Genomic DNA, 23,739 nt, shown 5'->3' on the forward strand with positions numbered 1-23,739 from the left:
AGCGCTCCGGATGACGCAAACCTCTTGATCATTTCAGGGGGACCTCAGCGACGGGCGCAGGTGACCGTCGGGAGGGTGTTGGTTCCTGTGCTGCTGGCCAGGAAGCCGAACGATGTCGTGCCCTCGGGCGCGACCGTGCCGTTGTACTGGACGTTCGTCGCGGTCACCGAGGCGCCGGACGTCGTCTGGGTGGCATTCCAGACCTGGTTGATCACTTGTCCGCTGGGCCAGGTCCAGCTCGCGGTCCAGCCGGAGAACGGCGTACTGCCGTGGTTCATGATCGTGACTTGTCCCTGGAATCCGCCCTGCCAGGTGCTGGTCACCGAGTAGACGGCCATGCAGTCACCGCTGGACGGCGGCGGCGTGGTCGGCGGCGGGGTGGTCGGCGGCGGAGTGGTGGGCGGGGGCGTGGTGGGCGGCGGAGTGGTCGGCGGCGGAGTGGTGGGCGGGGGCGTGGTGGGCGGCGGGGTGGTCGGGTTGTTCCCGCCCGGACCCACACCGGTCACCTGACCGCTACCACCGTCGAACGTCACGTCGGAGCAGCCGAAGAAGTTCTCCTGCGAGTCCGAACGCACCCAGCGGGAGTAGATGATGTGCCGACCGCTCTTGCCCGACGGCAGGTTGCCGCTGAAGTAGTAGTGACCGTCGTTGGTGCCGACCGCGCCGCGCTGCGGCGGGTTGGTCACCGTCAGGAACGGCTCCTCCAGGTCACTCCAGGCCAGCGCGCGGGTCGGGCTCCAGCTGTCCTTCGTCACGTAGAAGTAGAAGGTGCCCGGGTGGTGCGCCCAGTTGCTGTACCGGAAGTCCAACCGCGCGCCGGACGTCAGGTGGGTCAGCGGCCAGTCGGTGCGGGGCAGGTCGTAGCCCCGGTAGCCGGTGTTGCCACCGCTGCACAGCTGCCCGTCCGGGATGAAGCCGGTGGTACGGCCACCGGCGTCGGAGCGCAGCACGCTGAACCAGTTGTAGAGCGAGTTCGTGCCGCTCTGCGCCACGGCGGCGGCACACGCCGGGTTGTTCGGCCTGATCTCGCCGGTCTGGCTCATGCCGTCCTGCCAGCAGAGGTAGGTGCGGGCGCCCGGCGTCATCGCCGCGCCGTGCGCGGCCGCCGGTTGTGGACTGGACGCCAGGGCGACGGCGCCCAGCGCAAGGGTCAGGGCCGCGGTGAGCACTGCGGCCGTACGGGAACGGTTCACGGGTTCTCCTGACTCGCGAGGCGTGCCGCCCGAGGCCGCCCCGCCGCAAGCGGATACGACGATCACCCTGGCGCGCCCCGGCAGAAGATCGGCCGGCGGACACGCGCCATCGACGGTCCTGTCCTGGACCGGTGCCCTCGCGTCCAACAACCCGGCAACCGGCGGCGCGACAGCCCTCGCACCACCCGGTACGGGCCATCCCACCACGTCGCCCGCCACCGACGCAATAGTCGGTCCTCGATATGTCACACACGGCGGGTCGGCGCCGGCTCGGCGGACTCCTATCCGGTCCGGCGGGTTGCTTCCTATAGTGATGGTCTGCGCCCCGACGGTCTTCCCGCGCAGATCGCCCGCCTCGGGTCGCCTCACGCCGCCCGTAGCGTCGCGCAGACGAAGGAGGCGGCAGCGCGTGCCCGACGTGTTCGACGAACTGCACCGCCGCTGCCGGGCCGGCGAGCCGGTCGCCCTGGCCACCGTGGTCGCCACCTGGCGGTCCGCGCCGCAGCCGCCCGGCGCCGCCATGCTCGTCGCGGCCGACGGCACGGTCACCGGCAGCGTCTCCGGCGGCTGCGTCGAGGCGGACCTCTACGAGCGGGCCCGCCACGTGCTCGACACCGGCGTACCGGAGCTGGTGCACTACGGCGTCAGCGACGACGAGGCCTACGCCGTCGGGCTCACCTGCGGCGGCCTGCTGGACGTGTTCGTCGAGCGGTTCGACGGCGATGCCCTGGCGCAGCTCGACGTGGTCGCCGCCGCGCGGCAGGCCGGCGAACCGGCCGCGGTCGTCACGTGCGTGGCCGCCGACGCCGGTGACACGTCCGACCCGGCGGGGCGGCTGGGTCGCCGGCTGGTGCTGACCGGGCGGCGGGTGACGGGCTCGCTCGGCGACGACCGGCTGGACGACGCCGCGGCCGACGACGCGCTCGGGCTGCTCGCGGCCGGGCACAGCGGCGTCCTGGGGTACGGCTACCAGGGGCAGCGTCGGGGCGGCGGCCTCAGTCTCTTCGTCGCCGCGTACGCCACCGCGCCCCGGATGATCGTCTTCGGGGCGATCGACTTCGCGGCGGCGGTGGCGCACATCGGCGCGTTCCTCGGCTACCGGGTGACCGTCTGCGACGCTCGGCCCGTCTTCGCCACCGGCCGGCGCTTCCCCGACGCGCACGAGGTGGTGGTGCGGTGGCCGCACCGCTACCTGCGGGACGAGATCGACGCCGGCCGGGTCGACGGGCGCACCGTCGTCTGCGTGCTCACCCACGACCCGAAGTTCGACGTGCCGCTGCTGGCGCTGGCCCTGCGCCAACCCCTGGCGTACGTCGGCGCGATGGGATCGCGACGTACCCACGACGAACGGCACAAACTGCTCCGCGAGGCGGGGCTCAGCACCGCACAGCTCGACCGGCTGGCCTCACCGATCGGGCTGGACCTCGGTGGTCGTACCCCCGAGGAGACCGCGGTCAGCGTGGCCGCGCAGATCGTCGCGGCCCGCTGGGGCGGCAGTGGCCGCCCCCTGGCCGCGACCGACGGGCCGATCCACCACGCGGACTGATCCCGCTGTGCCAGCCTGGGGCGAGACGGCCGTCGCGGCCGCCGAGGGCGAGGGGGCTCTGATGGGGTACGCGGTGGTGCTCGGCGAGGCGCTCGTCGACCTGCTCGACAGCGACGTCGACGGGGAGCGGGTCTACCGGCAGGCCATCGGTGGCGGCCCGCTCAACGTCGCCGTCGGGGTGACCAGGCTCGGCGGGGCGGCCCAGTTCGTCGGCTCGCTCGGTGACGACGTGCTGGGCCAGCGGATCCGCGACTTCCTGAGCGGCGTCGGCGTCGGCCTGGCCGGTGCGGTCACGGTGTCCGCGCCGACCGCGCTGGCGGTGGTGACGTACGCCGGCCCGGAGCCGGACTTCCACTTCTACGGCGAGCCGCGCTCCTACGGCCTGCTCGGCCCGGACGACGTGGACCTGGCGCTGACGGAGGGCGCTGACGTGCTCTACTGCGGCTCGATCGTGCTGCTTGAGCCGGGCACGCTGGCCGCCGCCCGCCGGGCCTGGTCGCTCGCCACCGGCCTGCGGGTCCTCGATCCGAACGTTCGCCCGCGACTGCTCGACGGGCCGGTCGCGCTGGACGGGTTGCGGCAGGTGGTGGCGGAGTTCGCCGCGGGCGCGCACCTGGTCAAGTTGAGCAGCGCCGACGCCGGGCTGCTGTATCCGGGTGAGCCGGTCGAGGGGGTCGCCGCGTACCTGCGGGAGTTGGGCGCGTCCACCGTGGTGGTGACGCTCGGCGCGGCCGGCGCGGTGCTGGCCGCCGCCGGGGCCGACCCGGTGCGGGTGCCGGCGCCGAAGGTGGACGCCGTCGACGCCACCGGCGCCGGTGACTCGGTCATGGCCGCGCTCATCGCCGACCTGCTCCGTGACGGCGAGCCGGCGGATCCGACGGGCTGGGTCGATTCGGTGGCGTTCGCGCTGCGGGTCGCCGGTCTGGTCTGTGAGTCGCCGGGCGGGGCCACCGCCATGCCCACCCGCGCCGACGTCGAACGCCGCTTCGGCCGTTGAGGGCGGATGACGGCTGGTTGACGGCCCTGTTATGTGAACGTTAACATCGGCGTCTGCCTATTTCCTGCGTGTTATCCGGGAGACTCCGATGAGACTCGTCCTGGTACCACCGACATTCCGCCGCCTCGCCGCCGTACTGGTCGTCGCCCTGGTCGCCGTCGGCGGCGTCGCCGTCAGCGCGCCGGAGCCGGCGCGCGCCTGGGACAACGCGGTGGCCAGCACCCCGCCGATGGGGTGGAACAGCTACGACTCGTTCAACTGGAGCGTCACCGAGGCCGACGTACGGGCGAACGCCGACTACATGGCCACCAACCTGCGGCAGTCCGGCTGGCAGTACATCGTCATCGACTGGGGGTGGTACTACCCCGGACGGCACAACAACAGCCCCAACCAGGACTCCAACCTGCAACCCCGGCTCCGGATGGATGCCAACGGGCGGCTGCTGCCCGACACCACCCGGTTCCCCTCCGCCGCCGGTGACAACGGGTTCAAACCCCTGGCCGACTACATCCACGCCCAGGGCCTGAAGGTCGGGGTCCACCTGATGCGGGGCATCCCCCGCCAGGCGGTGGCCGACAACGTCCCGATCTCGGGCACCAGCTGCCGCGCCAACCAGATCAACAACAGCACCACCGCGGCCTGGCTCAACCTCATGTGGGGCCTGAACATGTCCAACCCCTGCGCGCAGAGCTACCTGGACTCGGTGTTCCAACTGCTCGCGTCCTGGGGGATCGACTTCGTGAAGGTGGACGACATCGCCGCGCCGACCTACCGGCAGGCGGAGATCGAGGGCTACAAGCTGGCGATCCAGCGCAGTGGCCGTCCGATGGTGCTGAGCCTGTCGCCCGGTGCGACCCCGCTGGCCAGCGGAAGCCACGTCCAGGCCAACGCGCACATGTGGCGGATCGTCAACGACCTCTGGGACAACTGGTCGTCCGTCGACGCCCTCTTCGACCAACTCCGCAACTGGACCCCGTACCGCGCCACCGGCGCCTGGCCCGACCCGGACATGATCCCCATCGGCCGGCTCTCCAAGTACGGGCCCGTCGGCTCACCGCGCTACTCCAACCTCACCTCGGACGAGCAGCGCACCCTGATGACCCTCTGGGCGATCAACCGCGCGCCGCTGATGTGGGGCGGCAACCTGGTTGAGAACCGCGCCTCGGAGCTGGCGTTGATGACCAACGCCGCCGTGCTGGCCGTCGACCAGAACAGCGCGAACAACCGTCAGCTCACCGGTGGCACCCGGCAGGCGTGGACCGCCGACGTGCCGGGCAGCACCGACCGCTACCTTGCCCTGTTCAACCGCGAGAGCGGCGCGGCGAACGTCTCGGTCAACCTGGCCGACCTCGGAATCGGCTCGGCCACCGTGACCGACCTGTGGTCCGGCGCGGCCCTCGGCACGGTGACCGGGACCCTCACCCGTTCGCTCCCGGCCCACGGCGCCGGGCTGTACCGGCTGACCCCAGGAAGCACCGTGCCCGTCCCGACCGCCTACACCCTCGCCGCCCAGCACAGCGGGAAGCTGCTGGACGTTTCCAACAACGCCACGACCGACGGCGCCGACATCGTGCAGTGGAGCGCGAACGGGCAGGCCAACCAGCGGTGGCGGTTCCAGGACGCCGGTGGCGGCTACCAGACGGTGGTCAGCGTGCACAGCGGCAAGTGCCTGGACGTGTACGGCGGCGCGTCCGCGACCGCCGACGGCGTCCGGGTCACGCAGTGGACCTGCAACGGCGGCACCAACCAGCAGTGGCGCGTCCAGGACCCCGGCACCGGCGTAGTCCAGCTGATAGCGAGGCACAGCAACAAGTGCCTGACCATCCTCAACGCCGCCACCACCGACGGCGCCCGCGCGGTCCAGTCCACCTGCACCACCGCCACCAACCAACAGTGGCGCCGCACAGCGGTCTAGCTCCCCCTCGTCCGATTGTCGTTCGGTGATCAAGAGGTTTGCGTCAGGATCCGGCGTGAATGTGACGCAAACCTCTTGATCGACGGGGTGGGCCGGGGGTGGGCCGGGCGCGGGGCCGGGGCCGGGGCCGGGGGTGGGCCGGGTCAGGCTTCGCCGTTCAGCTCGCGGTAGCCGCGGCGGGCGGCGATCAGGGCCGCGCGTGCCCCGAAGGGCGCCTCGGCGGCCACCCGCTCCGGCGGCGCGCCGCCGGTGTGCGCGGCCCGGATCAGCCAGGCCAGCCGCACCAGCTCGGCGTGCTGGGCCCGGACGAAGTCGACGTCCACCACGTCGCCGTGGCCCGGGACCACCACCGTGCCCGGGGTCGTCAGCCGCAGCAGGTCCGCGACCGCGTCCGGCCACTGCAGGGGGTACGAGTCCTCGAAGGCGGGCGGACCACTCTGCTCCACCAGATCGCCGGCGACGAGCACGTCCGCGTCGGGCACGTGCGCCACGAGATCCGCGTCGGTGTGCCCGCGCCCCGGGTGCCGCAGCACCACCCGCCGGCCGCCCAGGTCGAGCGTCGTCTCCGTGTGCACCGCGTGCGTCGGGGCCAGCAGCGGGGTGTCCGCCAGGTCGGCGGCCAGCTCAGGGTGCTCCGCGCGCACCTCCTCGTACGCCTCCCGGCGCAGCCCCTCCGGGTCGTCGCGCAGAGCGGCGGCGGCCCGCTCGTGCGCGTACACCGGTCGGGGTGGGTCGCCGGCCAGGACGGCGTTGCCGAAGCAGTGGTCGTAGTGGTGGTGCGTGTTGACCAGGGTCAGCGGACGGTCGGTGACCGCGCGGACGGCGGCGGCCAGCTCGGTCGCCTGCCCCGCCGAGGAGAGCGTGTCCACCAGCAGCGCCCCGTCGTCGCCGACGACGAGCGTGACGTTGACCCGCAGCAGGGGCTCGACAATCACGTACACCCGGTCGGCGACCTCGACGAACCCGCCGCTCACGACGCCCGCCCGGCCCGGTCGACGAAGCGTTGCCGGTCCACCAGGAGCCGGTCCACCCGGCCCCGGGCCACCGTCTGGTCGCCGTCGGAGACGCTGACCTCGAACGACAACCGTCGACCGTCGACCGTCGTCAGCAGCGCCTGCGCCCGTACCGTGCGGCCCACCACCGTCGGCGCGAGGTGCTCCAGCTCGACCCGGGTGCCCACCGTCGTGGAGCCGGGCGGCATCGCCGTCGCCGTGGCCGCGACGGTGGCCGCCTCCGCGAGCGCGAGCGCCCGGGGCGTGCCCAGCACCGGTACGTCCCCCGAACCGACCGCCTGGGCGGTGTCCGCGTCGGTGACGGTCAGCTCGACCTGGGCGGTCAGACCCGGCGCGAGGGCCGGCTCGGGCTGCTCCTGCATGGTCGTCAGCCTAGGTGTTCCCCGCGCCCGCCGAGCACGCGCCCGGCGATCCCGGCGCCGCCGCGCAGGGTGGTACCCGTCGGTCGATGCCGTAGCCGTCGTTAACCTTGACCGCGATGGCCGTCGTGACTGACCCCCAGCCCCCCGCCCGGACCGACCCACCCGCGTCCCCGGACGCGGGTCGTCGGCGCATAGTCGCCATGACGATCTGGGCGGTCGCCTTCGTCGGCGCGTGGCTCGGCATCGGGCTGCCCACCGACCCGGCGTACGCCTTCGTGTGGATCTGGCTCGGGACCATCGCCTGGAACAGCGACCGCCCGTGGCGCAGCCACCTGCGCTTCGCCCGGGACTGGGTACCGGTGGTGCTGCTACTGGCCGCGTACAACCTCTCGCGCGGGTTCGCCGACAACGGCGCCACCCCGCACGCCATGGAGCTGATCGTCGCCGACCGGTTCATGTTCGGCTGGGCCACCGGCGGGGAGGTGCCCACCGTCTGGCTGCAGGAGCACCTCTACCGCCCACAGGTGCACTGGTGGGACATCGCGGCGAGCTGGGTGTACTTCTCGCACTTCGTGGTGGCGCTGGCCGCCGCCGCCGTGCTCTGGATGCGCGACCGGCACCGCTGGGCCGCCTACATGCGGCGGTGGGGATTCCTGTGCGCCGCCGGCCTGGTCACGTACTTCATCTACCCGGCCGCGCCGCCCTGGTGGGCCGCGCAGAACGGCCTGCTCACCGAGGTGGCGCGGATCTCCACCCGGGGCTGGAAGGCGTTCGGCATGCACGGCGCCGGCAACGTGCTCAACGCCGGCCAGATCGCCTCGAACCCGGTCGCCGCCATGCCGTCGCTGCACACCGCGTGGGCGCTGTTCGTGGTGCTGTTCTTCCTGCACACCACCCGCCGCCGGTGGTGGCCGCTGCTGCTCGCGTACCCCCTGGCGATGACCTTCACCCTGGTCTACTCCGGCGAGCACTACGTGATCGACGTGCTGGTGGGCTGGACGTACGTCGGGCTGACCTACCTGGTCGTCGGCCTGGCCGAGCGGGCGTGGAGGTCCTACCGCGCCCGCCACCCGAAGGCCGGAACGCAACCGCCCCCCAACCAGCCCGACCCCCCGACCAGCCAGCCCGAACCCCCGACCCCCGGCGAACCAGACAGCACCACCACCCACCGCTCGGTCCCCGCCGACCACTGACCGCCCTGTCCTTGTTGATCAAGAGGTTCGCGTCACCGAATGCCCGATTCTTGACGCCAACCTCTTGATCAACAGGAGTCAGGGGGTGGGAGTGAGGGTTAGGGGGTTGGGGGGTGGGCTTGGTGGTGGGCTCTGCGGGTTAGTTCGGCTGCCAGGGACCAGGCTTCGGCGAGGTCGCGGTCCTGGGCCGCCGCGCCCGAGCCGCCGGCCGTGTCCGCGTACACGGTCGCGAGCCGCAGCCGGCGCTGCACCGGTCCCTGCACGACGCGCACACTCTGGATCCGGGCGTACGGCACGATCGCCAACTGCCGGGTGAGCAGCCCGGACCGGGTGGCGAAGACCCGATCGAACAGGCCCGCGCCGAGCGCGCCACGTCCGAGCGGGTGCAGCCAGCGCGTCCGGGGCGGTGGCGGGCTCAGCGTCAGCGCGTCCAGGCGTACGCCGGGCAGCACCTCGCCAACGATCATCGTGGCGGTCGGCAGGTCACCCACCGGCAGCAGCCGGTCCGGTCGGTTGCGGTCGTCGGCCTCCGCGATCGAGTAGCCGGCCACCTCCAACCGCAGTCGCAGCCAGTCGTTGACCCGCCACAGCAGCGGCCAGGTGGCCCGTACGGTCTGGACCCGGTCCAGCGGCACGGTCTGCGCCCGGGTCTCCAGTAGGCCGTTGTGCACCCGCAGGGTGCCACCGTCGCGGGCCAGCCGGAAGTTCCAGTCATCGAGGACCCGACGGATCGGTTGCAGGAGCACACCGGCCATCGCGGTCAACGTGCTCGCCACCGCGATGAACGACCACGACCCGGCGGTGACGAACTGCACCACGACGAAGGCAACGCCGAACGGGAGCAGGAACGCCTGCGGGGTGAGCAACTGGCTGACCAGGAGGTCCCGGTTGCGTACCGCGTGCAGTGGCCGAGCCCGCACGGCCGTCGGCGTCTCGACCCGCGTGGCGGGCGCGGTGTCGCCGGGCGGCGCCACGCGCCCGGCGAGCGCCAGCAGCCGCTCCCGCAGGCGGGTCGCGTCGGCCACCCCGAGGTACGCCAGCGGCGCTTCGGTCTTGCCTCCTCCGACGACCTCCAGGCGCAGCTCGGCCAGGCCGGTGAGCTGGGCGAGCAGGGGCCGCACCACCTCCACGGCCTGCAACCGCTCCAACGGGATGGCCCGGGTACGCCTCCAGAGCAGCCCCTCGTGCACCCGCAACTCGCGGCCCACCACGTGGTAGCCGGTGTTGTACCAACTGATCACCGACAGCACGGTCGCGCCGAGCGCCAGCACCACGACCATGGCGGCGAACCAACCGAAGCCGACCCGCGACAGTGTCGACCAGGACAGGCCGGCGATGACCACGACCAGTGACTTGGCACCGTGCAGCAGCGGGCTGAGCGGGTGCAGCCGCTGTCGAGGCTCCCCGCCACCACCGCTCACCGGGGCGGGCCAGGGCTGGACCGCCCCGGGCGGCCCGGCCGAGTACGGCGGCCCGGCCGAGTACGGCGGCGTAGCGGGATACGGCGTCCCGCCGCCATCCGGGGACCCCGCAGGGTGCGGCGGCACACCGGCGTGCGGCGGCACACCAACGTGCGGCGGCACACCAACGTGCGGCGGCACACCGGCGTGCGGCGGGCCGGCAGGGGGCGCGTCGCGGTCGGGCGGTGGCGGCACGGTGCCGGGCTCGACGGGGCTCTCGCTCATCGGGCCAGCGCCCGGTGGCGTCGGCGGTCGGCGTGGCTGGTCACAGCCCCTCCGCCCGGTCCTCACCGAGCGCGGTGAGCCGGTCGCGCAGTCGGGATGCCTCCGCCGGACGCAGGCCGGGCACCCGCGCGTCACTGGCGGCCGCCGCCGTGTGCAACTGCACGGTGGCCAGGTCGAAGGCGCGTTCCAGCGGGCCGGCGCTCACGTCGACGAACTGCATGCGGGAGTACGGGACGATGGACAACCGGCGGACCAGCAGTCCGTGCCGCACGAGCAGGTCCTCGTCGCGCTCGGCGTAGCCCCAGGCGCGTACCGCCCGGACGATGGCCGTGGCCCGCCACCCGCCGAGCACCAGCACGATGGCGAGGGCGAGTCCGAACAGCCAGTGACCGCTCAGTGCCCAGCCGACCGCCGTCACGGCCAGGCCGATGGCCACCACGATCGCGAGTCGGATCAACTCCACCCAGATCAGGTCGGTCGAGATCCGCTGCCACCGTACGGTGTCGGGCCACGGCTCCAACGGTCCACGGTCCGACGTCGCGCAGGCGTGCCCCACCGCCGAAAGGCCGGGAGCCGGCACGGAGCCGGGAGCCGCCGAAAGGCCGGGAGCCGGCACGGAGCCGGGAGCCGGCACGGGGCCGGGAGGTGGCAGGAGGCCAGGGGCCGGCAGGTCGGGCGGGGGTGAGAGGGCGGCGTGACCGGCCGACGGCGGTACGGCGTTCGGCGGCAGCGGGGCCGGTGACGAGGCGTCCGGCGGGGACGGGTCCGGGCCGAGCGTGCCGGGCGCCGGGAACGCGCCGGGCGGCGGCGCGATGTCGGGCGGTGCCGCCGCCGGGGAGGTCGGTGGGGACGGAACGGTGGGGCCAGGGGAGGCCGGTGGGTCGGCGCGGTCCTCCGGGCTCATCGACCAGATCCGTTCCACGCGCCCCGCGCCGCCGCGCTGCTGTGCCTCATCGCTCGCTCACACGTCGAGGGTAGGCGATCCGGACACCGGAGTGACGGTACGGAGAAAGCCACGGGCGTCCAGGAACGCTCCGAGAGTGTCCCGGTGCTCGGCGCAGGCCAGCCAGGTCTTGCGCCGGTCGGCGGTGTGCAGGCGGGGATTGTTCCACTCCAGCGCCCAGACGGCGGGGGCGCGGCAGCCTCGTGCCGAACAGACCAGGGCCTCGTCGGCGGGGGTGGGGACGTTCATCCGGGCCAGTCTAGGGCGGCCGGGGGCGGAAGTTTGAGCGCCGGGCGGCCACGGGGGGAGCCGCCCGGCGACGGGATGAATCGTACACGCGGCGGCCCGGTCCCTGTCCACCCGTGACGCGCGATTCGATGCTCGGGACCGCGTGGCGAAAATCGGCTTCTCCCCGCCTCGACACTCAGGAAGGCATGCGAGTCTTGATACCGCACCAGCCGCGACGACCGACAAACGCTGTGGAGGACCGGTGGCCCAGCCGACCACGCCCGACGCCCCGACGCCCAACGGGGCGGCACCCCAGGCGCCCGCCCCGGTGACCACGCCCGCACAGGACGCCACCCTGTTGGAGAAGGCGTTGTTCGAGATCAAACGGGTGATCGTCGGCCAGGACCGGATGGTCGAGCGGATGTTCGTCGCGCTGCTGGCGCGCGGCCACTGCCTACTCGAGGGTGTGCCCGGCGTGGCCAAGACCCTTGCCGTGGAGACCCTCGCGAAGGTCGTCGGCGGGTCCTTCGCCCGGGTGCAGTTCACCCCCGACCTGGTGCCGGCCGACATCATGGGCACCCGGATCTACCGGCAGTCGAGCGAGAAGTTCGATGTGGAGCTGGGCCCGGTCTTCGTCAACTTCCTGCTCGCCGACGAGATCAACCGTGCTCCGGCCAAGGTGCAGTCGGCGCTGCTGGAGGTGATGAGCGAGCGGCAGGTGTCCATCGGCGGGGAGAGCCACCGGGTGCCCGATCCGTTCCTGGTGATGGCCACCCAGAACCCGATCGAGCAGGAGGGCGTCTACCCGCTGCCGGAGGCCCAGCGGGACCGCTTCCTCATGAAGATCGTCGTGGGTTATCCGACCGACGCCGAGGAGCGGGAGATCGTCTACCGGATGGGCGTGGCCGCGCCGGAACCGACGGCGGTCTTCGACACCCCCGAGTTGATCGCGCTGCAACGCAAGGCCGACCAGGTCTTCGTGCACAACGCGCTCGTCGACTACGCGGTTCGTCTGGTGCTGGCCACCCGTACGCCCGCCGAGCACGGCATGCCGGACGTCGCTCAACTGATCCAGTACGGGGCCAGCCCGCGCGCCTCGCTCGGTCTGGTCCGGGCCACCCGCGCGCTGGCGCTGCTGCGGGGACGCGACTACGCCCTGCCGCAGGACGTGCAGGACATCGCCCCGGACATCCTGCGGCACCGGCTGGTGCTCAGCTACGACGCGCTCGCCGACGACGTGCCGGCCGACCACATCGTGCAGCGGGTGATGTCGACGATTCCGCTTCCGTCGGTCGCGCCCCGGCAGCAGGCCACCCCGCCGTCGAGCGCCCCACCACCCGGCGCGGGCTGGCCCGGGCAGCGGCCGTGACCTCACCCACCCCTCGTCCCGCCCCTCTGGGTGACCGCAGCGAGGCCGTGCTCTCCCGACTGCAGTTGCTGGTCACCCGCAAGCTCGACGGTCTGCTCCAGGGCGACTACGCCGGTCTGCTCCCCGGGCCGGGCAGTGAGGCGGGGGAGTCGCGGGAGTACCGCCCCGGTGACGACGTACGCCGGATGGACTGGCCGGTGACCGCGCGGACCACGACCGCGCACGTGCGGCGCACGGTCGCGGACCGGGAGTTGGAGACGTGGCTGGCGCTGGACCTGTCGGCGAGCCTGGACTTCGGCACCGGGCAGTGGCTCAAGCGGGAGGTGGTGGTGGCCGCTGCCGCCGCCATCACCCACCTGACCGTGCGCGGCGGCAACCGGATCGGCGCGGTGATCGGCACCGGCGGTGGCGCGTCCACGCCCGCGCGGCGCTGGCGGGCTGGCCCGCCTCCGGCCGGTCCGGGCGTGCTGACCCGGCTGCCGGCCCGCTCCGGCCGCAAGGAGGCGCAGGGTCTGCTGCGCGCCGTCGCCGGCACGGCGATCCAGCCCGGCCGGGGTGACCTGGGCGCGCTTGTCGACATGCTCAACCGCCCGCCCCGGCGGCGCGGGGTGGCCGTGGTGGTCTCGGACTTCCTGGCGCCGGTCGAGCAGTGGGCCCGGCCGATGCGCAAGCTGCGCGTCCGGCACGACGTGCTGGCGATCGAGGTGGTCGACCCACGTGAGCTGGAGCTGCCCGATGTGGGCGTGCTTCCGGTGGTCGACCCGGAGAGCGGTGAGCTGCACGAGGTGCAGACCGCCGACCCCCGGCTGCGGCAGCGCTACGCCGAGGCCGCCGCCGCCCAACGGGCCACGATCGCCGCCGCGCTGCGCGGTGCCGGCGCGGCCCACCTGCGTCTGCGTACGGACCGAGACTGGCTGCTGGACATGGTGCGTTTCGTGGCCGCGCAGCGGCACGCGCGTACCCGGGGGACGACACGATGATCCGTTTTCTGCAACCGTGGTGGTTGCTGGCCGTGCTGCCGGTGCTCGCGCTCGCCGCGTTCTACGTCTGGCGGCAACTGCACCGCCGGGCGTACGCGATGCGGTTCACCAACGTGGACCTGCTGCGTACCGTCGCGCCCAAGGGCCTGGGTTGGCGGCGGCACGTGCCGGCGACCGCGTTCCTGCTGTGTCTGCTGGTGCTCGCCACGGCCCTGGCCCGCCCCGCGATCGACACGAAGGAGCCGTTGGAGCGGGCGACCGTGATGCTCGCCATCGACGTGTCGCTGTCGATGCAGGCCGACGACGTGGCGCCGAACCGGTTGGAGGCCGCGCAGGAGGCGGCCAAGCAGTTCGTGGGCGAGTTGCCGGCGAGCTACAACCTGGGCCTCGTCTCGTTCGCCAAGGCGGCGAACGTGCTGGTGCCGCCGGGCAAGGACCGGGACGCGGTGACCGCCGCGATCGACGGGCTGGTGCTGGCCGAGGCGACCGCGACGGGTGAGGCGGTGTTCACCTGCCTGGAGGCGATCCGGTCGGTGCCGGCCGACGGCGCGGCGGGTATCCCGCCGGCGCGCATCGTGCTGTTGTCGGACGGGTTCCGCACCTCGGGTCGGTCGGTGGAGGAGGCGGCGGCCGCCGCGCAGGCGGCCAACGTGCCGGTCTCCACCATCGCGTTCGGCACCGACACGGGTCAGGTCGACATCGGCGGGCAGCTCCAACGGGTGCCGGTGGACCGGCTGGCCCTCGCCGAGCTGGCCGAGACGACCGAGGGTTACTTCTACGAGGCGGCCTCGGTGAGCGAGCTGAAGCAGGTCTACCAGGACATGGGCAGTTCGATTGGTTTCCGGACCGAGCCGCGTGAGGTGACCCAGTGGTACGCCGGGTTGGCGCTGCTGCTGGCGCTCTGCGCCGGCGCGCTCAGCCTGCTCTGGTCGTCACGGATGATCTGACCGCCAGCCGGGACGCCCGACGGCCCGTGCGAGGCCGGAGCGGCCGACGGTCGGGACAGCGAGGCGAGCGGCCGACGAACGGCCGGTGGTGGTCAGTGACCGCCGCCGGCCAGGACGAAGACGACGGCCACCCAGACGGCGGCGAGGGTGAAGCCCAGCGGGGCGACGTAGCGGCTCATGGACGGCTCCGAGTGGCGGCTGGACGGTCCGCGAGCGGGGGCGGACCGCAGGGGGTGGGGACGCGCACACGAAGTCGTGACCGGGCGGCTCCCGGCGACCGTCCGGAGACCGGACGGCGCGGCACGCACAACGGCGTTAACCGAGGTGGTGCGGGAGCGGAGCGGGGTCAGCTCGCCAGACTGAGTCGTGGCTCAGCGGGGCTGACCATCGGCCCGGCCACGACTAGGAGGATCGCTATCTCGCACAGCGATCACCTCCTGCAGGTCGGCCCGGTCCGAACGTCGATGATCGTACACCTGAGCCGCTCTCGGCACGCACTCGGCCGACCGGTCCGCGAGCGCTCCACCGCGCGGCCGGCCCGGCCCGGCCGGACGGGGCGTCGAGCCGCTCCCGCGCCCGCCGCGTACCACCGTGACCAGCACCGTGGCGAGCAGCGGCAACCAGCAGAACCGGGCCAGCACCCACCCCGGGCCGTCCGGCGTCGTGTGCAGTCCGGGCAGGGCCAGGCCACCCCGGGCGGTGAGCGCGGTCACCGCGACCAGCACCGGCTGGTGCCACAGGTAGATCCGCACGGCGTCGCTGTTCACCGCGGTCACCACCCGGCCCGCGAGCGGCCGGTCCAGCAGCCGTTCCCACCCGGTCCGGGCCAGCAGACCCAGCCCGACCTGGGTGACCGCCAGCGCCACGGCCAGCAGCGACGGCGGGTTCAGGTTGGACACGCCGGCCCCGGGCACGCCGACCGCGCTGATCGGGTAGCCCACCGCCACCAGCACGGCCAGCGCCACGGCCCCGCCACCGGCGAGCAGTCCCGCCGCCCGCCGGCCGGCCAGCCGTCCGTCGGCGTACGCGACGCCGAGCAGGTACGGCACCGACCAGGCCGCCAGCACGCCGACCGGTGGCACGGCAACGCCGTCGGCCAGCAGGCGGACCGCGAGGTCGCTCGCCGCCACCACGGCCACCGCCGGCAGCGCGCAGCGCGTCACACCCCATCGGCGTACGGCGGCGCGCAGCGGGCCACTCAAGGCGACCAGGAGCAGCAGCGGCGCTAGGAACCAGAGCGGACTGGCCGCGAGATGGAGCCCGACGGCGAGCGTGTCGTCCGACGCGCCCGCCACGGTGGCGGCCAGCAGCACGGCGGCCCCGGTGCCCAGCAGCGCCACCGTGGGCAGCAGCAACCGACGTGAACGGCGGGCCAGCCAGCCGGCCGAGGTGCCCCGGTGACGGGCCAACGACCGGGCCGAACCGAAGCCGGCGGCGAAGAAGAACAGGCCGAGCGTCTGCAACACCCAGGTGACCGGTGCCAGGGCCGGCAGCGCGGTCAGCGGACTGGCCTGACGCAGCCCGCCGTCACCGGTCAGCACCAGCCCGGTGACCAGCCAGTGCCCGAGCACCACCCCACCGATCGCGTACGCCCGCAACGCGTCGACGGTGCGGTCGCGGCTCATCGGGCGTCCTCGACCGGACCGGCGCCCCGCACGACCGCCGCGACCGCGATCAGGGTGGCGGTGCCCGTGTCCAGGTAGTCGTCGTGCCCGGACACCCCGTCCACCGGCAGCGGACGGGCCCCGAACGCCGGATCGCCGGGGCGACGCCCGTACCCGAGGCCGGCGAGCCGCACGGGCGGCACCCGGCGAATCCAGTCGGACGGCGCCTCGGCCGCCCAGAACCGCAGTCCGGCGCGCAGATCGCCGGCGCGCGGCACACCTGCGCCGACGCCACCGAGGCTGACCACGTCGGTGACCTGCGCCGGGGCGTGCGCCGCCGCCAGCGCCGCCACCAGGGCCCCGTAGCTGTGCCCGATCAGCGTGATCGTCGCGGCCGGACGGCGCGCGACCAGCTCCCGCAGCAGCCGGGCCAGTCCGGTCGCCCCACGCCGCGCGTCGGCGTCGCTGGCGGCGCCCACCAACCCGTCCGGCGGGTCGTAGCCGAGCCAGGCCAGCACGGCCACCCGCGCCGTGGGGTCGCTCGACCGGATCTGCCGGTAGAGCTGCGCCGCCTGCACCGACGGCGCCCGCCGCGGCACCCCGCCCAGTCCACGGTCGAAGTCGGCGAGCGTGCTGCCCACCCCGGGCACGAGCACCGCGATCCGGTCCGCGCCCGCCAGGTCGCCGAGGACCTCCACCGCCCGCCCGTCGCCGCGCGGGTCGAAGACCAGGAAACGGCGTCCGTGCGCCGCCCAGTCCGCATACGGGGGGCCGGCCGCGCGCATCGCCGCCGCCGTGCCGGGGTACGCCTCGACGAACCCCACCTCCATGACCGGCTCCGGTGGGCCGGGCAGGACCAGGCTCCCCCCGAGCAACGCGCTCAGAGCGACACGTGTGACACCTCGTCGTCGCATCACGTTCTCCCTCCCGAATGACGTCCGGAAGGGGAGAGTGCGGGGGCGAACGGGTCGCGGTCGTCGTACCGGGGAGCTGTCTCCCGGGTGGCCCCGAGGCGCTACTCGCCGGCGGCGACCAGACCCGTCTCGTACGCCAGCACCACGGCCTGGGCGCGGTCGCGCAGGCCGAGTTTGGCCAGGATGCGCCCGACGTGGGTCTTCACGGTCTGCTCCGCCACCACCAGGTCAGCGGCGATCTCCGCGTTGTTGCGGCCCCGGGCGATCAACCGCAGCACCTCGGTCTCGCGCGGGGTCAGCCCGGCCAGGTCGGTGGGGCGGGGCCGGCGACGGTCCGGGCGGGCCGCGAACTCGGCGATCAGTCGACGGGTCACCGCCGGGGCGAGCAGCGCGTCCCCGGCGGCCACCACCCGCACCGCCTGCACCAGGTCGGCCGCGGGCGCGTCCTTGAGCAGGAAGCCGCTCGCGCCGGCCCGCAGCGCCTCGTACACGTAGTCGTCCAGGTCGAACGTCGTGAGGATGAGCACCCGGGGGCGCTGCGCCGAGCGGTCGCCCAACAGTTGACGGGTGGCGGCCAGCCCGTCCAGGACCGGCATCCGAACGTCCATCAGCACCACGTCCGGGTCGAGCCGACGCGCGGCGGCGACCCCCTGCGCGCCGTCGGCGGCGTCGCCCACCACCAGCAGGTCGGGCTGGGCGGCGAGTAGCGCGCCGAAGCCCTGCCGGACCATCGCCTGGTCGTCGACGATCAGCACCTTGATCATGTGTCCAGGCTCCCCACCTCGTACGGCAGTTCGGCCGCCACCGCGTACCCGCCGTCGGGTAGCGGCCCGGCGGTGAACGTACCGCCGAGCGAGGTGGCGCGCTCCCGCATGCCGGTCAACCCGTGCCCCGCCCCGCCGTCGGCGGTCGGTGGGGCACCGCGCGGAAAGGCGGTCGGCGGGGCGTCGGGCGGGGAGTTGTCGACGCGTACTCCCAGAGCGGACGGACCGGAGCGGACGGTGACGCGCACCGCGGCGCCGGGCGCGTGCCGGGCCGCGTTCGCCAGGCCCTCCTGGACGATGCGGTACGCGGCCAGCCCGACCGGCGCGGGCACCGGACCCGGCGGCTCGGCGTCCAGGGTCACGGCCAGCCCGGCGCGACGGGCCGCGTCCACCATCGCGCCCAGGTCGGCCAGGTCGGGCTGCGGAGTGGTCTGCGGCCCGCTGGCCTCGCTGCGCAGCACCCCCAACAGCCGCCGCATGTCGGTCAGCGCGTCGCGGGCCGAGCCGGCGATGGCGACGAACTCGGCGGCGGCCGGGGCGGGCACGTCGTCGAGGCGGTACGGCGCGGTCTCGGCCTGCACGGCGATCAGCGACATGTGGTGTGCGACCACGTCGTGCAGCTCACGGGCGATCCGGGTGCGCTCCTCCAGCACCGCGCGGCGCTCCTGCTCGCGCTCGCTCAGTTCGGTCTGCGCGGCCAGGGCGCGCCGCGACAGCCGGTTGTGACGGAACAGGTCGCCGACGATCGCCAGCGCACCGAGCAGCAGCAGGACAGGCACCCGGTTGTCGGGGTGGACCAGAGTGAACACTGGCACCGTGCTGATCGTCACCACCCAGGCCAGCACCGGCCGGTCGACCCGCGCGACGACCACCGCCAGCACCGCGACCGACCCGAGCGCCAGCGGCGGGGTCCACGGCCAGGACCGGTCGGCCGGCGCGTTGAACGTGCAGATCAGCAGGGCCAACACCGTCAGCCGCCACGCCAGCAGCGGACGCCGGGGCAGCGCCAGCAGCGGCGCCACGGTCATCGCCGCGAACAGCAGCGCGACCGGCAGCGGCAGGCCCCACTCGCTCTCCACGGTCAGCGTGATCAGGAAGAGGCCGAGCGCGGCGAGCAGCCCCACCGGAGTGGCGTAGCGGGCGAGCCGGGGCCAACGGGCCAGCAACGACCGTTCGGGCGGGGCGTCCGGGCCCCACAGGGTCTGCCCCAGCGCTCCCAGAGCCACGACGACAGGTTGCCGGTTCACCACCCGGAGGCTACGGGCCGAGGGTGCCACCGGGCGTGCCCCCGCAGGTTGATCCCCAGGTCGTACCTGGGTGGGACACCACACCCGTTAGCGCTTACTTGCGGGTAACGCCTAGGCTCCGACGCGTCCATGCTGAGCAGTCGCAAGGAGGAACCGTGGCCCGTACCGTGCTGGTGACCGGCGGCAACCGGGGAATCGGCCTGGCCATCGCGCAGGCCTTCGCCAAGCAGGGCGACCGGGTGGCGGTCACCCACCGCAGTGGCGAGGCCCCCGAGGGGCTGTTCGGCGTACGCGCCGACGTCACCGACGCGGCCTCGATCGATGCCGCGTTCACCGCTGTCGAGGCCGAGCTGGGCCCGGTCGAGGTGGTGGTCGCCAACGCCGGCATGACCGACGACACGCTGCTGCTGCGGATGTCCGAGGAGCAGTTCACCAACGTGGTGGACACCAACCTCACCGGCGCGTTCCGGGTCGCCAAGCGCGCCTCGGGCAAGATGCTGCGGGCCAAGTGGGGCCGCATGATCTTCATCTCCTCGGTGGTGGGCCTCTCCGGCGGCGCCGGACAGGTCAACTACGCCGCCAGCAAGGCCGGCCTGGTCGGCGTCGCCCGCTCGGTCACCCGCGAGCTGGGTAGCCGCAACATCACCGCGAACGTGGTGGCGCCCGGCTTCATCGACACCGACATGACCGCCGGCCTGTCCGACGACCGCAAGGCGGAGATCCGCAAGTCCATCCCGGCCGGCCGGATGGCCAGCCCGGACGAGGTGGCCGCCGTGGTCACCTGGCTGGCATCGGACGGCGCCGGGTACGTCTCCGGGGCCGTGATCCCGGTCGACGGCGGCCTCGGCATGGGCCACTGACCTTCTCTGACTACGGAGGAAACCCTGCATGTCCGGACTGCTCGCCGGTAAGCGGCTGCTCGTCACCGGTGTCATCACCGACGCCTCGATCGCCTTCTCGGTGGCGAAACTCGCCCAGGAGAACGGCGCTCAGGTCGTGCTCACCGGCTTCGGCCGGCTCTCCCTGGTCGAGCGGATCGCCAAGCGGCTGCCCGAGCCCGCGCCGGTGATCGAGGTCGACGTGACCAACGCCGAGCACCTGGCCAGCCTCGCCGACCGGGTCCGCGAGCACGTCGACGGGCTCGACGGTGTGGTGCACTCGATCGGCTTCGCCCCGCAGAGCTGCCTCGGCGGTGGCTTCCTCGACGCGCCGTGGGAGGACGTGGCGACCGCCCTGCACGTGTCGACCTACTCGTACAAGTCCCTCGCGATGGCGGCGCTGCCGCTGATGTCGGCCGGCGGCGCGGTGGTCGGTCTGACCTTCGACGCCACCAAGGCGTGGCCGGTCTACGACTGGATGGGCGTCGCCAAGGCCGGCCTGGAGTCCGCCTCCCGCTACCTGGCCCTGCACCTGGGCAAGCAGGGCATCCGCAGCAACCTGGTCGCCGCCGGGCCGCTGCGTACCATCGCCGCCAAGTCGATCCCCGGCTTCGACCAGTTCGAGGACGCCTGGGTCGAGCGTGCCCCGCTCGGCTGGGACCTCAACGACCAGGAGCCCGCCGCGCGGGCCTGCCTGGCGCTGCTCTCCGACTGGTTCCCGGCCACCACGGGCGAGATCGTGCACGTCGACGGCGGCTACCACGCCATGGGTTCCTGACGTTGTAAGGAAGGGCACCCTGTTAACGCTTGCCGTAGAGCAGGGGGCCCTTCCTAACACGGCGCCCGCACCCGCCGGCAGGGGGCGTCGCCGGGCCGTCCTGGGCGAGGGACAAGAATGACCCCCATGGCGTACGACGCGGTGGTGCTGGTGTCCTTCGGCGGGCCCGAACGGCCCGAGGACGTGATGCCGTTCCTACAGAACGTGACCCGTGGCCGGGGGGTGCCACCCGAGCGGCTGGCCGAGGTCGCCGAGCACTACCAGCACTTCGGCGGGGTGTCCCCGATCAACCAGCAGTGCCGTGACCTGCTCGCCGCCGTCCGCGCCGACTTCGCCGCGCACGGTGTCGACCTGCCCGTCTACTGGGGCAACCGCAACTGGGACCCGATGCTCGCCGACACCGTCAGCCAGATGCGCGACGACGGCGTGACCCGCGCGCTGGCCTTCGTCACCAGCGCGTACGGCGGCTACTCGTCCTGCCGGCAGTACCAGGAGGACATCGCCGCCGCCCGCGCCGCCGTCGGGCCCGACGCGCCGGTGATCGAGAAGCTGCGGCAGTTCTGGGACCACCCCGGGTTCGTCGAGCCCCACGTCGACGCGGTCCGGGCCGCCCTCGCCCAGCTCGACCCCGCGAAGCGGGTCACCACCCGACTGGTGTTCACCGCCCACTCCATCCCCACCTCGATGGCGGCCAACGCCGGCCCGCACGGCGGCCGCTACGAGGCGCAGCTACGCGAGACCGCCCGCCTGGTGGCCGCGGCCGCCGCCCCCGACCTGGCGTACGACCTGGTGTGGCAGAGCCGGTCCGGCCCACCGCACGTGCCGTGGCTGGAACCCGACATCAACGACCACCTCAACGCGCTCGCCGAGGGCGGTGTCACCGGCGTGGTGGTCAGCCCGATCGGGTTCGTCTCGGACCATCTGGAAGTCGTGTGGGACCTGGACACCGAGGCCCTGGAGACCGCCAAGCAGCTCGGCCTCGACTTCGTCCGGGCCGGCACCCCGGGCACCGACCCGCGCTTCGTGACCATGGTCCGGGAGTTGGTCACCGAGCGCACCGATCCGGACGGCGCGCAGCTGCGCCGCCACCTCGGGGACCTGCCCAGGTGGGACACCTGTCCCACCGTCTGCTGTGTACCGACCCGCCGACCGACGCCTGCTGGGGGCACCGATGCATGACCGCAAGCCCGTGCAGAGCTGGCTCACCGACATGGACGGCGTGCTGGTGCACGAGGGCCAGCCGGTGCCCGGAGCGCCGGAGTTCGTCAACCGGCTGCGCGCCTCCGGCAAGCCGTTCCTGGTGCTGACCAACAACTCGATCTACACGCCGCGGGACCTGACGGCCCGGTTGAGCCGGATGGGGCTGGACGTGCCGGAGGAGTCGATCTGGTCCTCAGCGCTGGCCACCGGCCAGTTCCTCGCCGACCAGCGGCCGGGCGGCACCGCGTACGTCATCGGCGAGGCCGGGTTGACCACCGCGCTGCACGCCGTCGGGTACGTGCTCACCGACTTCGCCCCGGACTACGTGGTGCTCGGTGAGACCCGCACCTACAGCTTCGAGGCGATCACCAAGGCGATCCGGCTGATCAACGACGGGGCCCGGTTCATCTGCACCAACCCGGACGTGACCGGCCCGTCCGTCGAGGGGGCGTTGCCGGCCGCCGGCTCGGTCGCCGCCATGATCTCCAAGGCGACGGGGGTGGAGCCGTACTTCGTCGGCAAGCCCAACCCGATGATGATGCGATCGGCGCTGAACACGATCAACGCGCACTCGGAGACCACCGCGATGATCGGCGACCGGATGGACACCGACGTCCTCTGCGGCCTGGAGGCCGGGCTGGAGACCATCCTGGTGCTCACCGGCATCAGCAGCCGTACCGAGGCCGAGCGCTACCCGTACCGCCCGTCCCGCATCGTCAACTCGGTCGCGGACCTGATCGACGAGGTGTGACCCCGCCCGCGCGCCCCGCTCTCGTCGATCTTGCACTTACTGTCGCCGATATGGGGCGTGACGCCCTTTAGGTCGCAGCAGAAAGTGCAAGATCGACGTGGTGAGTCGGCGCGGCGCGGCGCGGGGGCGTGGCGCGCGGGGGCGTTACGGGCGTAGGGGGGCGTTGCAGGCGGCCACCAGGGCTTGGCGGCAGGCTGCGGTGAGCGGGCGGAGCGCGGCGTCGCGCTGCTGGGCCTCGTAGTTGTTGATCGCGCCGCCCGGGGCGGCGTGCCCGGCCAACGCCAGCACCCGGTCGAGCACCGCAGCCCGGGCGAACAGCCGGCGGGCCCGCGGGTCGAATCCCGGTGGCAGGTCGGTGGTGCCGTCCGGGCGGCGCAGCGCGGCCAGCGCGCCGGCCAGCTCGGGCCGCCACTGGGCCACGTCGAGCCGGGTCAGCACGGCGGTCGTCTCGGCCAGCGCGGCGGCCAACTCGGCCTCGGCCTCGGCGGCCCCGGGCAGCGACAGCGAGGCGGCCGGCGCGTCGGCCGGCAGCGGGTAGACCCGCCACAACACCGTCTCGAAACAGTCCCCGGAGCCGGAGGTGTGGCTGCGTACCTGCGGGATCAGGCCCAGCCCACCGGCCACCACCGCCTCGCCCGCCACCAGCGCCGCTCCGGCGAAGTCGCCGGGGCCGGGCAGACCCCTCGGGTCGCCCGGCGCGGGCAGCACCAGCCGGATCTCGTCGGGCGACAGCTTGGCCAGGGTGGGCAGCGCGGCACCCAGCGGCACGTCGGTCCAGGTGCCCGGGGCGTCCGCGACGAGATGCTCCTCGTCACCGGCGATCGCGTCGGCGACCTCGTCGTACGGCACCAACCCGGCGCGCCACGCGCGCACCCAGGCAACGAACCGGCTCGACCGGCGCGGCGCAAGCGTGGCCGCGCCCGTTGCGGGGGTGGACATGCCGAAAGGGTACGTGGTGATCGGTGGCCCTGTCTCGGCTGCCGCTCCGGCCGCCCTGCCTGCCCCGAACTGCCCCCTTCGCCCCGTCCACTACCGCCCTGCCCCAACCCACCCCCACCCCGCCCCCAACCCACCCCCGATCCCGTCGATCATGGAGTTGCGGTGCCTGATTGCTGACAGTTGATAGGGCTTCGTGCGCCACCACAACTCCATGATCGGCGGGGCGGGGCGGGGCGGGGCGGGGCGGGGCGCGGCGCGGCGGGGGCGCGGCGGGTGGGGCGGGGCGGGTTGGG

22 protein-coding genes are annotated in these 23,739 nt (G+C 73.5%); 11 read left to right on the forward strand and 11 right to left on the reverse strand.

Annotated features, from left to right (window positions below):
* Positions 1-44 precede the first annotated feature (44 nt).
* Positions 45-1,193, reverse strand: coding sequence for a lytic polysaccharide monooxygenase (locus AB0J36_RS24490; RefSeq protein ID WP_357128074.1), 1,149 nt, complete (start codon positions 1,191-1,193; stop codon positions 45-47).
* Positions 1,194-1,602: 409 nt separating this feature from the next.
* On the opposite strand from AB0J36_RS24490, the gene AB0J36_RS24495 reads away from it, so the two are divergent.
* The 3 genes from AB0J36_RS24495 to AB0J36_RS24505 all read left to right on the forward strand — a co-directional run bounded on the left by AB0J36_RS24495 (position 1,603) and on the right by AB0J36_RS24505 (position 5,651).
* Complete coding sequence (locus AB0J36_RS24495; protein ID WP_363661152.1) at positions 1,603-2,739, forward strand: XdhC family protein; 1,137 nt, start codon at positions 1,603-1,605, stop codon at positions 2,737-2,739.
* A 61-nt stretch (positions 2,740-2,800) separates the two neighbouring features.
* Positions 2,801-3,736, forward strand: a complete 936-nt coding sequence (locus tag AB0J36_RS24500; protein ID WP_357128571.1) for a PfkB family carbohydrate kinase — start codon at positions 2,801-2,803, stop codon at positions 3,734-3,736.
* Between the two features lie 88 nt (positions 3,737-3,824).
* Complete coding sequence (locus tag AB0J36_RS24505; RefSeq protein WP_363661153.1) at positions 3,825-5,651, forward strand: alpha-galactosidase; 1,827 nt, start codon at positions 3,825-3,827, stop codon at positions 5,649-5,651.
* Positions 5,652-5,794: 143 nt separating this feature from the next.
* Here the strand turns inward: AB0J36_RS24505 and AB0J36_RS24510 are convergent, their stop codons facing one another.
* Complete coding sequence (locus AB0J36_RS24510; RefSeq protein ID WP_363661154.1) at positions 5,795-6,625, reverse strand: MBL fold metallo-hydrolase; 831 nt, start codon at positions 6,623-6,625, stop codon at positions 5,795-5,797.
* Positions 6,622-7,026 carry a hotdog domain-containing protein gene (locus AB0J36_RS24515; protein WP_355052715.1) on the reverse strand — a complete coding sequence of 135 codons (405 nt, stop codon included), beginning with the start codon at positions 7,024-7,026 and terminating at the stop codon, positions 6,622-6,624. The genes AB0J36_RS24510 and AB0J36_RS24515 overlap by 4 nt, the downstream gene beginning before the upstream one ends.
* A 116-nt stretch (positions 7,027-7,142) precedes the next feature.
* Between AB0J36_RS24515 and AB0J36_RS24520 the strand changes: the two genes are divergently transcribed.
* Positions 7,143-8,219: a phosphatase PAP2 family protein gene (locus tag AB0J36_RS24520; RefSeq protein ID WP_357397101.1), complete on the forward strand. Its 1,077-nt coding sequence runs from the start codon at positions 7,143-7,145 to the stop codon at positions 8,217-8,219.
* Positions 8,220-8,317: 98 nt separating this feature from the next.
* Here the strand turns inward: AB0J36_RS24520 and AB0J36_RS24525 are convergent, their stop codons facing one another.
* From AB0J36_RS24525 to AB0J36_RS24535, 3 genes are all read right to left on the reverse strand, one after another.
* Positions 8,318-9,904: a PH domain-containing protein gene (locus AB0J36_RS24525; protein WP_363661155.1), complete on the reverse strand. Its 1,587-nt coding sequence runs from the start codon at positions 9,902-9,904 to the stop codon at positions 8,318-8,320.
* 40 nt (positions 9,905-9,944) lie between these two features.
* Positions 9,945-10,484, reverse strand: coding sequence for a PH domain-containing protein (locus AB0J36_RS24530; RefSeq protein ID WP_363661160.1), 540 nt, complete (start codon positions 10,482-10,484; stop codon positions 9,945-9,947).
* Between the two features lie 381 nt (positions 10,485-10,865).
* Positions 10,866-11,096 carry a hypothetical protein gene (locus AB0J36_RS24535; RefSeq protein ID WP_357128092.1) on the reverse strand — a complete coding sequence of 77 codons (231 nt, stop codon included), beginning with the start codon at positions 11,094-11,096 and terminating at the stop codon, positions 10,866-10,868.
* 241 nt (positions 11,097-11,337) lie between these two features.
* On the opposite strand from AB0J36_RS24535, the gene AB0J36_RS24540 reads away from it, so the two are divergent.
* The 3 genes from AB0J36_RS24540 to AB0J36_RS24550 are packed head-to-tail and all read left to right on the forward strand — an operon-like array spanning position 11,338 to position 14,371.
* Positions 11,338-12,444, forward strand: coding sequence for a MoxR family ATPase (locus AB0J36_RS24540; protein WP_355052719.1), 1,107 nt, complete (start codon positions 11,338-11,340; stop codon positions 12,442-12,444).
* The gene (locus AB0J36_RS24545; protein WP_357128577.1) at positions 12,423-13,424 is read left to right on the forward strand and encodes a DUF58 domain-containing protein; all 1,002 of its coding nucleotides are present in this window, start codon (positions 12,423-12,425) and stop codon (positions 13,422-13,424) included. The genes AB0J36_RS24540 and AB0J36_RS24545 overlap by 22 nt, the downstream gene beginning before the upstream one ends.
* Entirely contained in the window at positions 13,421-14,371 is a 951-nt protein-coding gene (locus AB0J36_RS24550; protein WP_357128095.1) for a VWA domain-containing protein, read from the forward strand. Before AB0J36_RS24545 ends, AB0J36_RS24550 begins: the two co-directional genes overlap by 4 nt.
* Before the next feature lie 371 nt (positions 14,372-14,742).
* Here AB0J36_RS24550 and AB0J36_RS24555 read toward each other — a convergent pair whose 3' ends face one another.
* The 4 genes from AB0J36_RS24555 to AB0J36_RS24570 form a co-directional block, all read right to left on the reverse strand.
* Positions 14,743-15,996: an acyltransferase family protein gene (locus AB0J36_RS24555; RefSeq protein ID WP_357397107.1), complete on the reverse strand. Its 1,254-nt coding sequence runs from the start codon at positions 15,994-15,996 to the stop codon at positions 14,743-14,745.
* Positions 15,993-16,889: an alpha/beta hydrolase gene (locus AB0J36_RS24560; protein WP_357397110.1), complete on the reverse strand. Its 897-nt coding sequence runs from the start codon at positions 16,887-16,889 to the stop codon at positions 15,993-15,995. The genes AB0J36_RS24555 and AB0J36_RS24560 overlap by 4 nt, the downstream gene beginning before the upstream one ends.
* A gap of 101 nt (positions 16,890-16,990) precedes the next feature.
* Positions 16,991-17,653 carry a response regulator transcription factor gene (locus AB0J36_RS24565; RefSeq protein ID WP_357128104.1) on the reverse strand — a complete coding sequence of 221 codons (663 nt, stop codon included), beginning with the start codon at positions 17,651-17,653 and terminating at the stop codon, positions 16,991-16,993.
* Complete coding sequence (locus AB0J36_RS24570) at positions 17,650-18,900, reverse strand: histidine kinase (RefSeq protein WP_357128107.1); 1,251 nt, start codon at positions 18,898-18,900, stop codon at positions 17,650-17,652. The genes AB0J36_RS24565 and AB0J36_RS24570 overlap by 4 nt, the downstream gene beginning before the upstream one ends.
* A 155-nt stretch (positions 18,901-19,055) precedes the next feature.
* Between AB0J36_RS24570 and fabG the strand changes: the two genes are divergently transcribed.
* The 4 genes from fabG (at position 19,056) to AB0J36_RS24590 (ending at position 22,507) form a co-directional block, all read left to right on the forward strand.
* A complete protein-coding gene (gene fabG / locus AB0J36_RS24575) occupies positions 19,056-19,760 on the forward strand; it encodes a 3-oxoacyl-ACP reductase FabG (RefSeq protein WP_355052725.1) in 705 nt (234 codons plus the stop codon).
* Between the two features lie 28 nt (positions 19,761-19,788).
* The gene (fabI, locus tag AB0J36_RS24580; protein ID WP_357128110.1) at positions 19,789-20,556 is read left to right on the forward strand and encodes an enoyl-ACP reductase FabI; all 768 of its coding nucleotides are present in this window, start codon (positions 19,789-19,791) and stop codon (positions 20,554-20,556) included.
* 126 nt (positions 20,557-20,682) lie between these two features.
* A complete protein-coding gene (locus AB0J36_RS24585; protein WP_357128113.1) occupies positions 20,683-21,735 on the forward strand; it encodes a ferrochelatase in 1,053 nt (350 codons plus the stop codon).
* Positions 21,728-22,507 carry an HAD-IIA family hydrolase gene (locus tag AB0J36_RS24590; RefSeq protein ID WP_355052728.1) on the forward strand — a complete coding sequence of 260 codons (780 nt, stop codon included), beginning with the start codon at positions 21,728-21,730 and terminating at the stop codon, positions 22,505-22,507. The genes AB0J36_RS24585 and AB0J36_RS24590 overlap by 8 nt, the downstream gene beginning before the upstream one ends.
* Before the next feature lie 144 nt (positions 22,508-22,651).
* On the opposite strand, the gene AB0J36_RS24595 is transcribed toward AB0J36_RS24590, so the two are convergent.
* A complete protein-coding gene (locus tag AB0J36_RS24595; protein WP_355052729.1) occupies positions 22,652-23,446 on the reverse strand; it encodes a hypothetical protein in 795 nt (264 codons plus the stop codon).
* Between the last annotated feature and the right edge of the window lie 293 nt (positions 23,447-23,739).

This window comes from Micromonospora sp. NPDC049662 (genome assembly GCF_040675055.1).
Lineage (GTDB): Bacteria > Actinomycetota > Actinomycetes > Mycobacteriales > Micromonosporaceae > Micromonospora.

Excerpts from the sequence above, each read along its gene's own strand:
- AB0J36_RS24500 (WP_357128571.1), top strand. The coding sequence starts at position 2,801 with ATGGGGTACGCGGTGGTGCTCGGCGAGGCGCTCGTCGACCTGCTCGAC.
- AB0J36_RS24505 (WP_363661153.1), top strand. The coding sequence starts at position 3,825 with ATGAGACTCGTCCTGGTACCACCGACATTCCGCCGCCTCGCCGCCGTA.
- AB0J36_RS24515 (WP_355052715.1), bottom strand. The coding sequence starts at position 7,026 with ATGCAGGAGCAGCCCGAGCCGGCCCTCGCGCCGGGTCTGACCGCCCAG.
- AB0J36_RS24520 (WP_357397101.1), top strand. The coding sequence starts at position 7,143 with ATGGCCGTCGTGACTGACCCCCAGCCCCCCGCCCGGACCGACCCACCC.
- AB0J36_RS24525 (WP_363661155.1), bottom strand. The coding sequence starts at position 9,904 with ATGAGCGAGAGCCCCGTCGAGCCCGGCACCGTGCCGCCACCGCCCGAC.
- AB0J36_RS24535 (WP_357128092.1), bottom strand. The coding sequence starts at position 11,096 with ATGAACGTCCCCACCCCCGCCGACGAGGCCCTGGTCTGTTCGGCACGA.
- AB0J36_RS24550 (WP_357128095.1), top strand. The coding sequence starts at position 13,421 with ATGATCCGTTTTCTGCAACCGTGGTGGTTGCTGGCCGTGCTGCCGGTG.
- AB0J36_RS24555 (WP_357397107.1), bottom strand. The coding sequence starts at position 15,996 with ATGAGCCGCGACCGCACCGTCGACGCGTTGCGGGCGTACGCGATCGGT.
- AB0J36_RS24560 (WP_357397110.1), bottom strand. The coding sequence starts at position 16,889 with ATGCGACGACGAGGTGTCACACGTGTCGCTCTGAGCGCGTTGCTCGGG.
- AB0J36_RS24565 (WP_357128104.1), bottom strand. The coding sequence starts at position 17,653 with ATGATCAAGGTGCTGATCGTCGACGACCAGGCGATGGTCCGGCAGGGC.
- fabI (WP_357128110.1), top strand. The coding sequence starts at position 19,789 with ATGTCCGGACTGCTCGCCGGTAAGCGGCTGCTCGTCACCGGTGTCATC.
- AB0J36_RS24585 (WP_357128113.1), top strand. The coding sequence starts at position 20,683 with ATGGCGTACGACGCGGTGGTGCTGGTGTCCTTCGGCGGGCCCGAACGG.
- AB0J36_RS24590 (WP_355052728.1), top strand. The coding sequence starts at position 21,728 with ATGCATGACCGCAAGCCCGTGCAGAGCTGGCTCACCGACATGGACGGC.
- AB0J36_RS24595 (WP_355052729.1), bottom strand. The coding sequence starts at position 23,446 with ATGTCCACCCCCGCAACGGGCGCGGCCACGCTTGCGCCGCGCCGGTCG.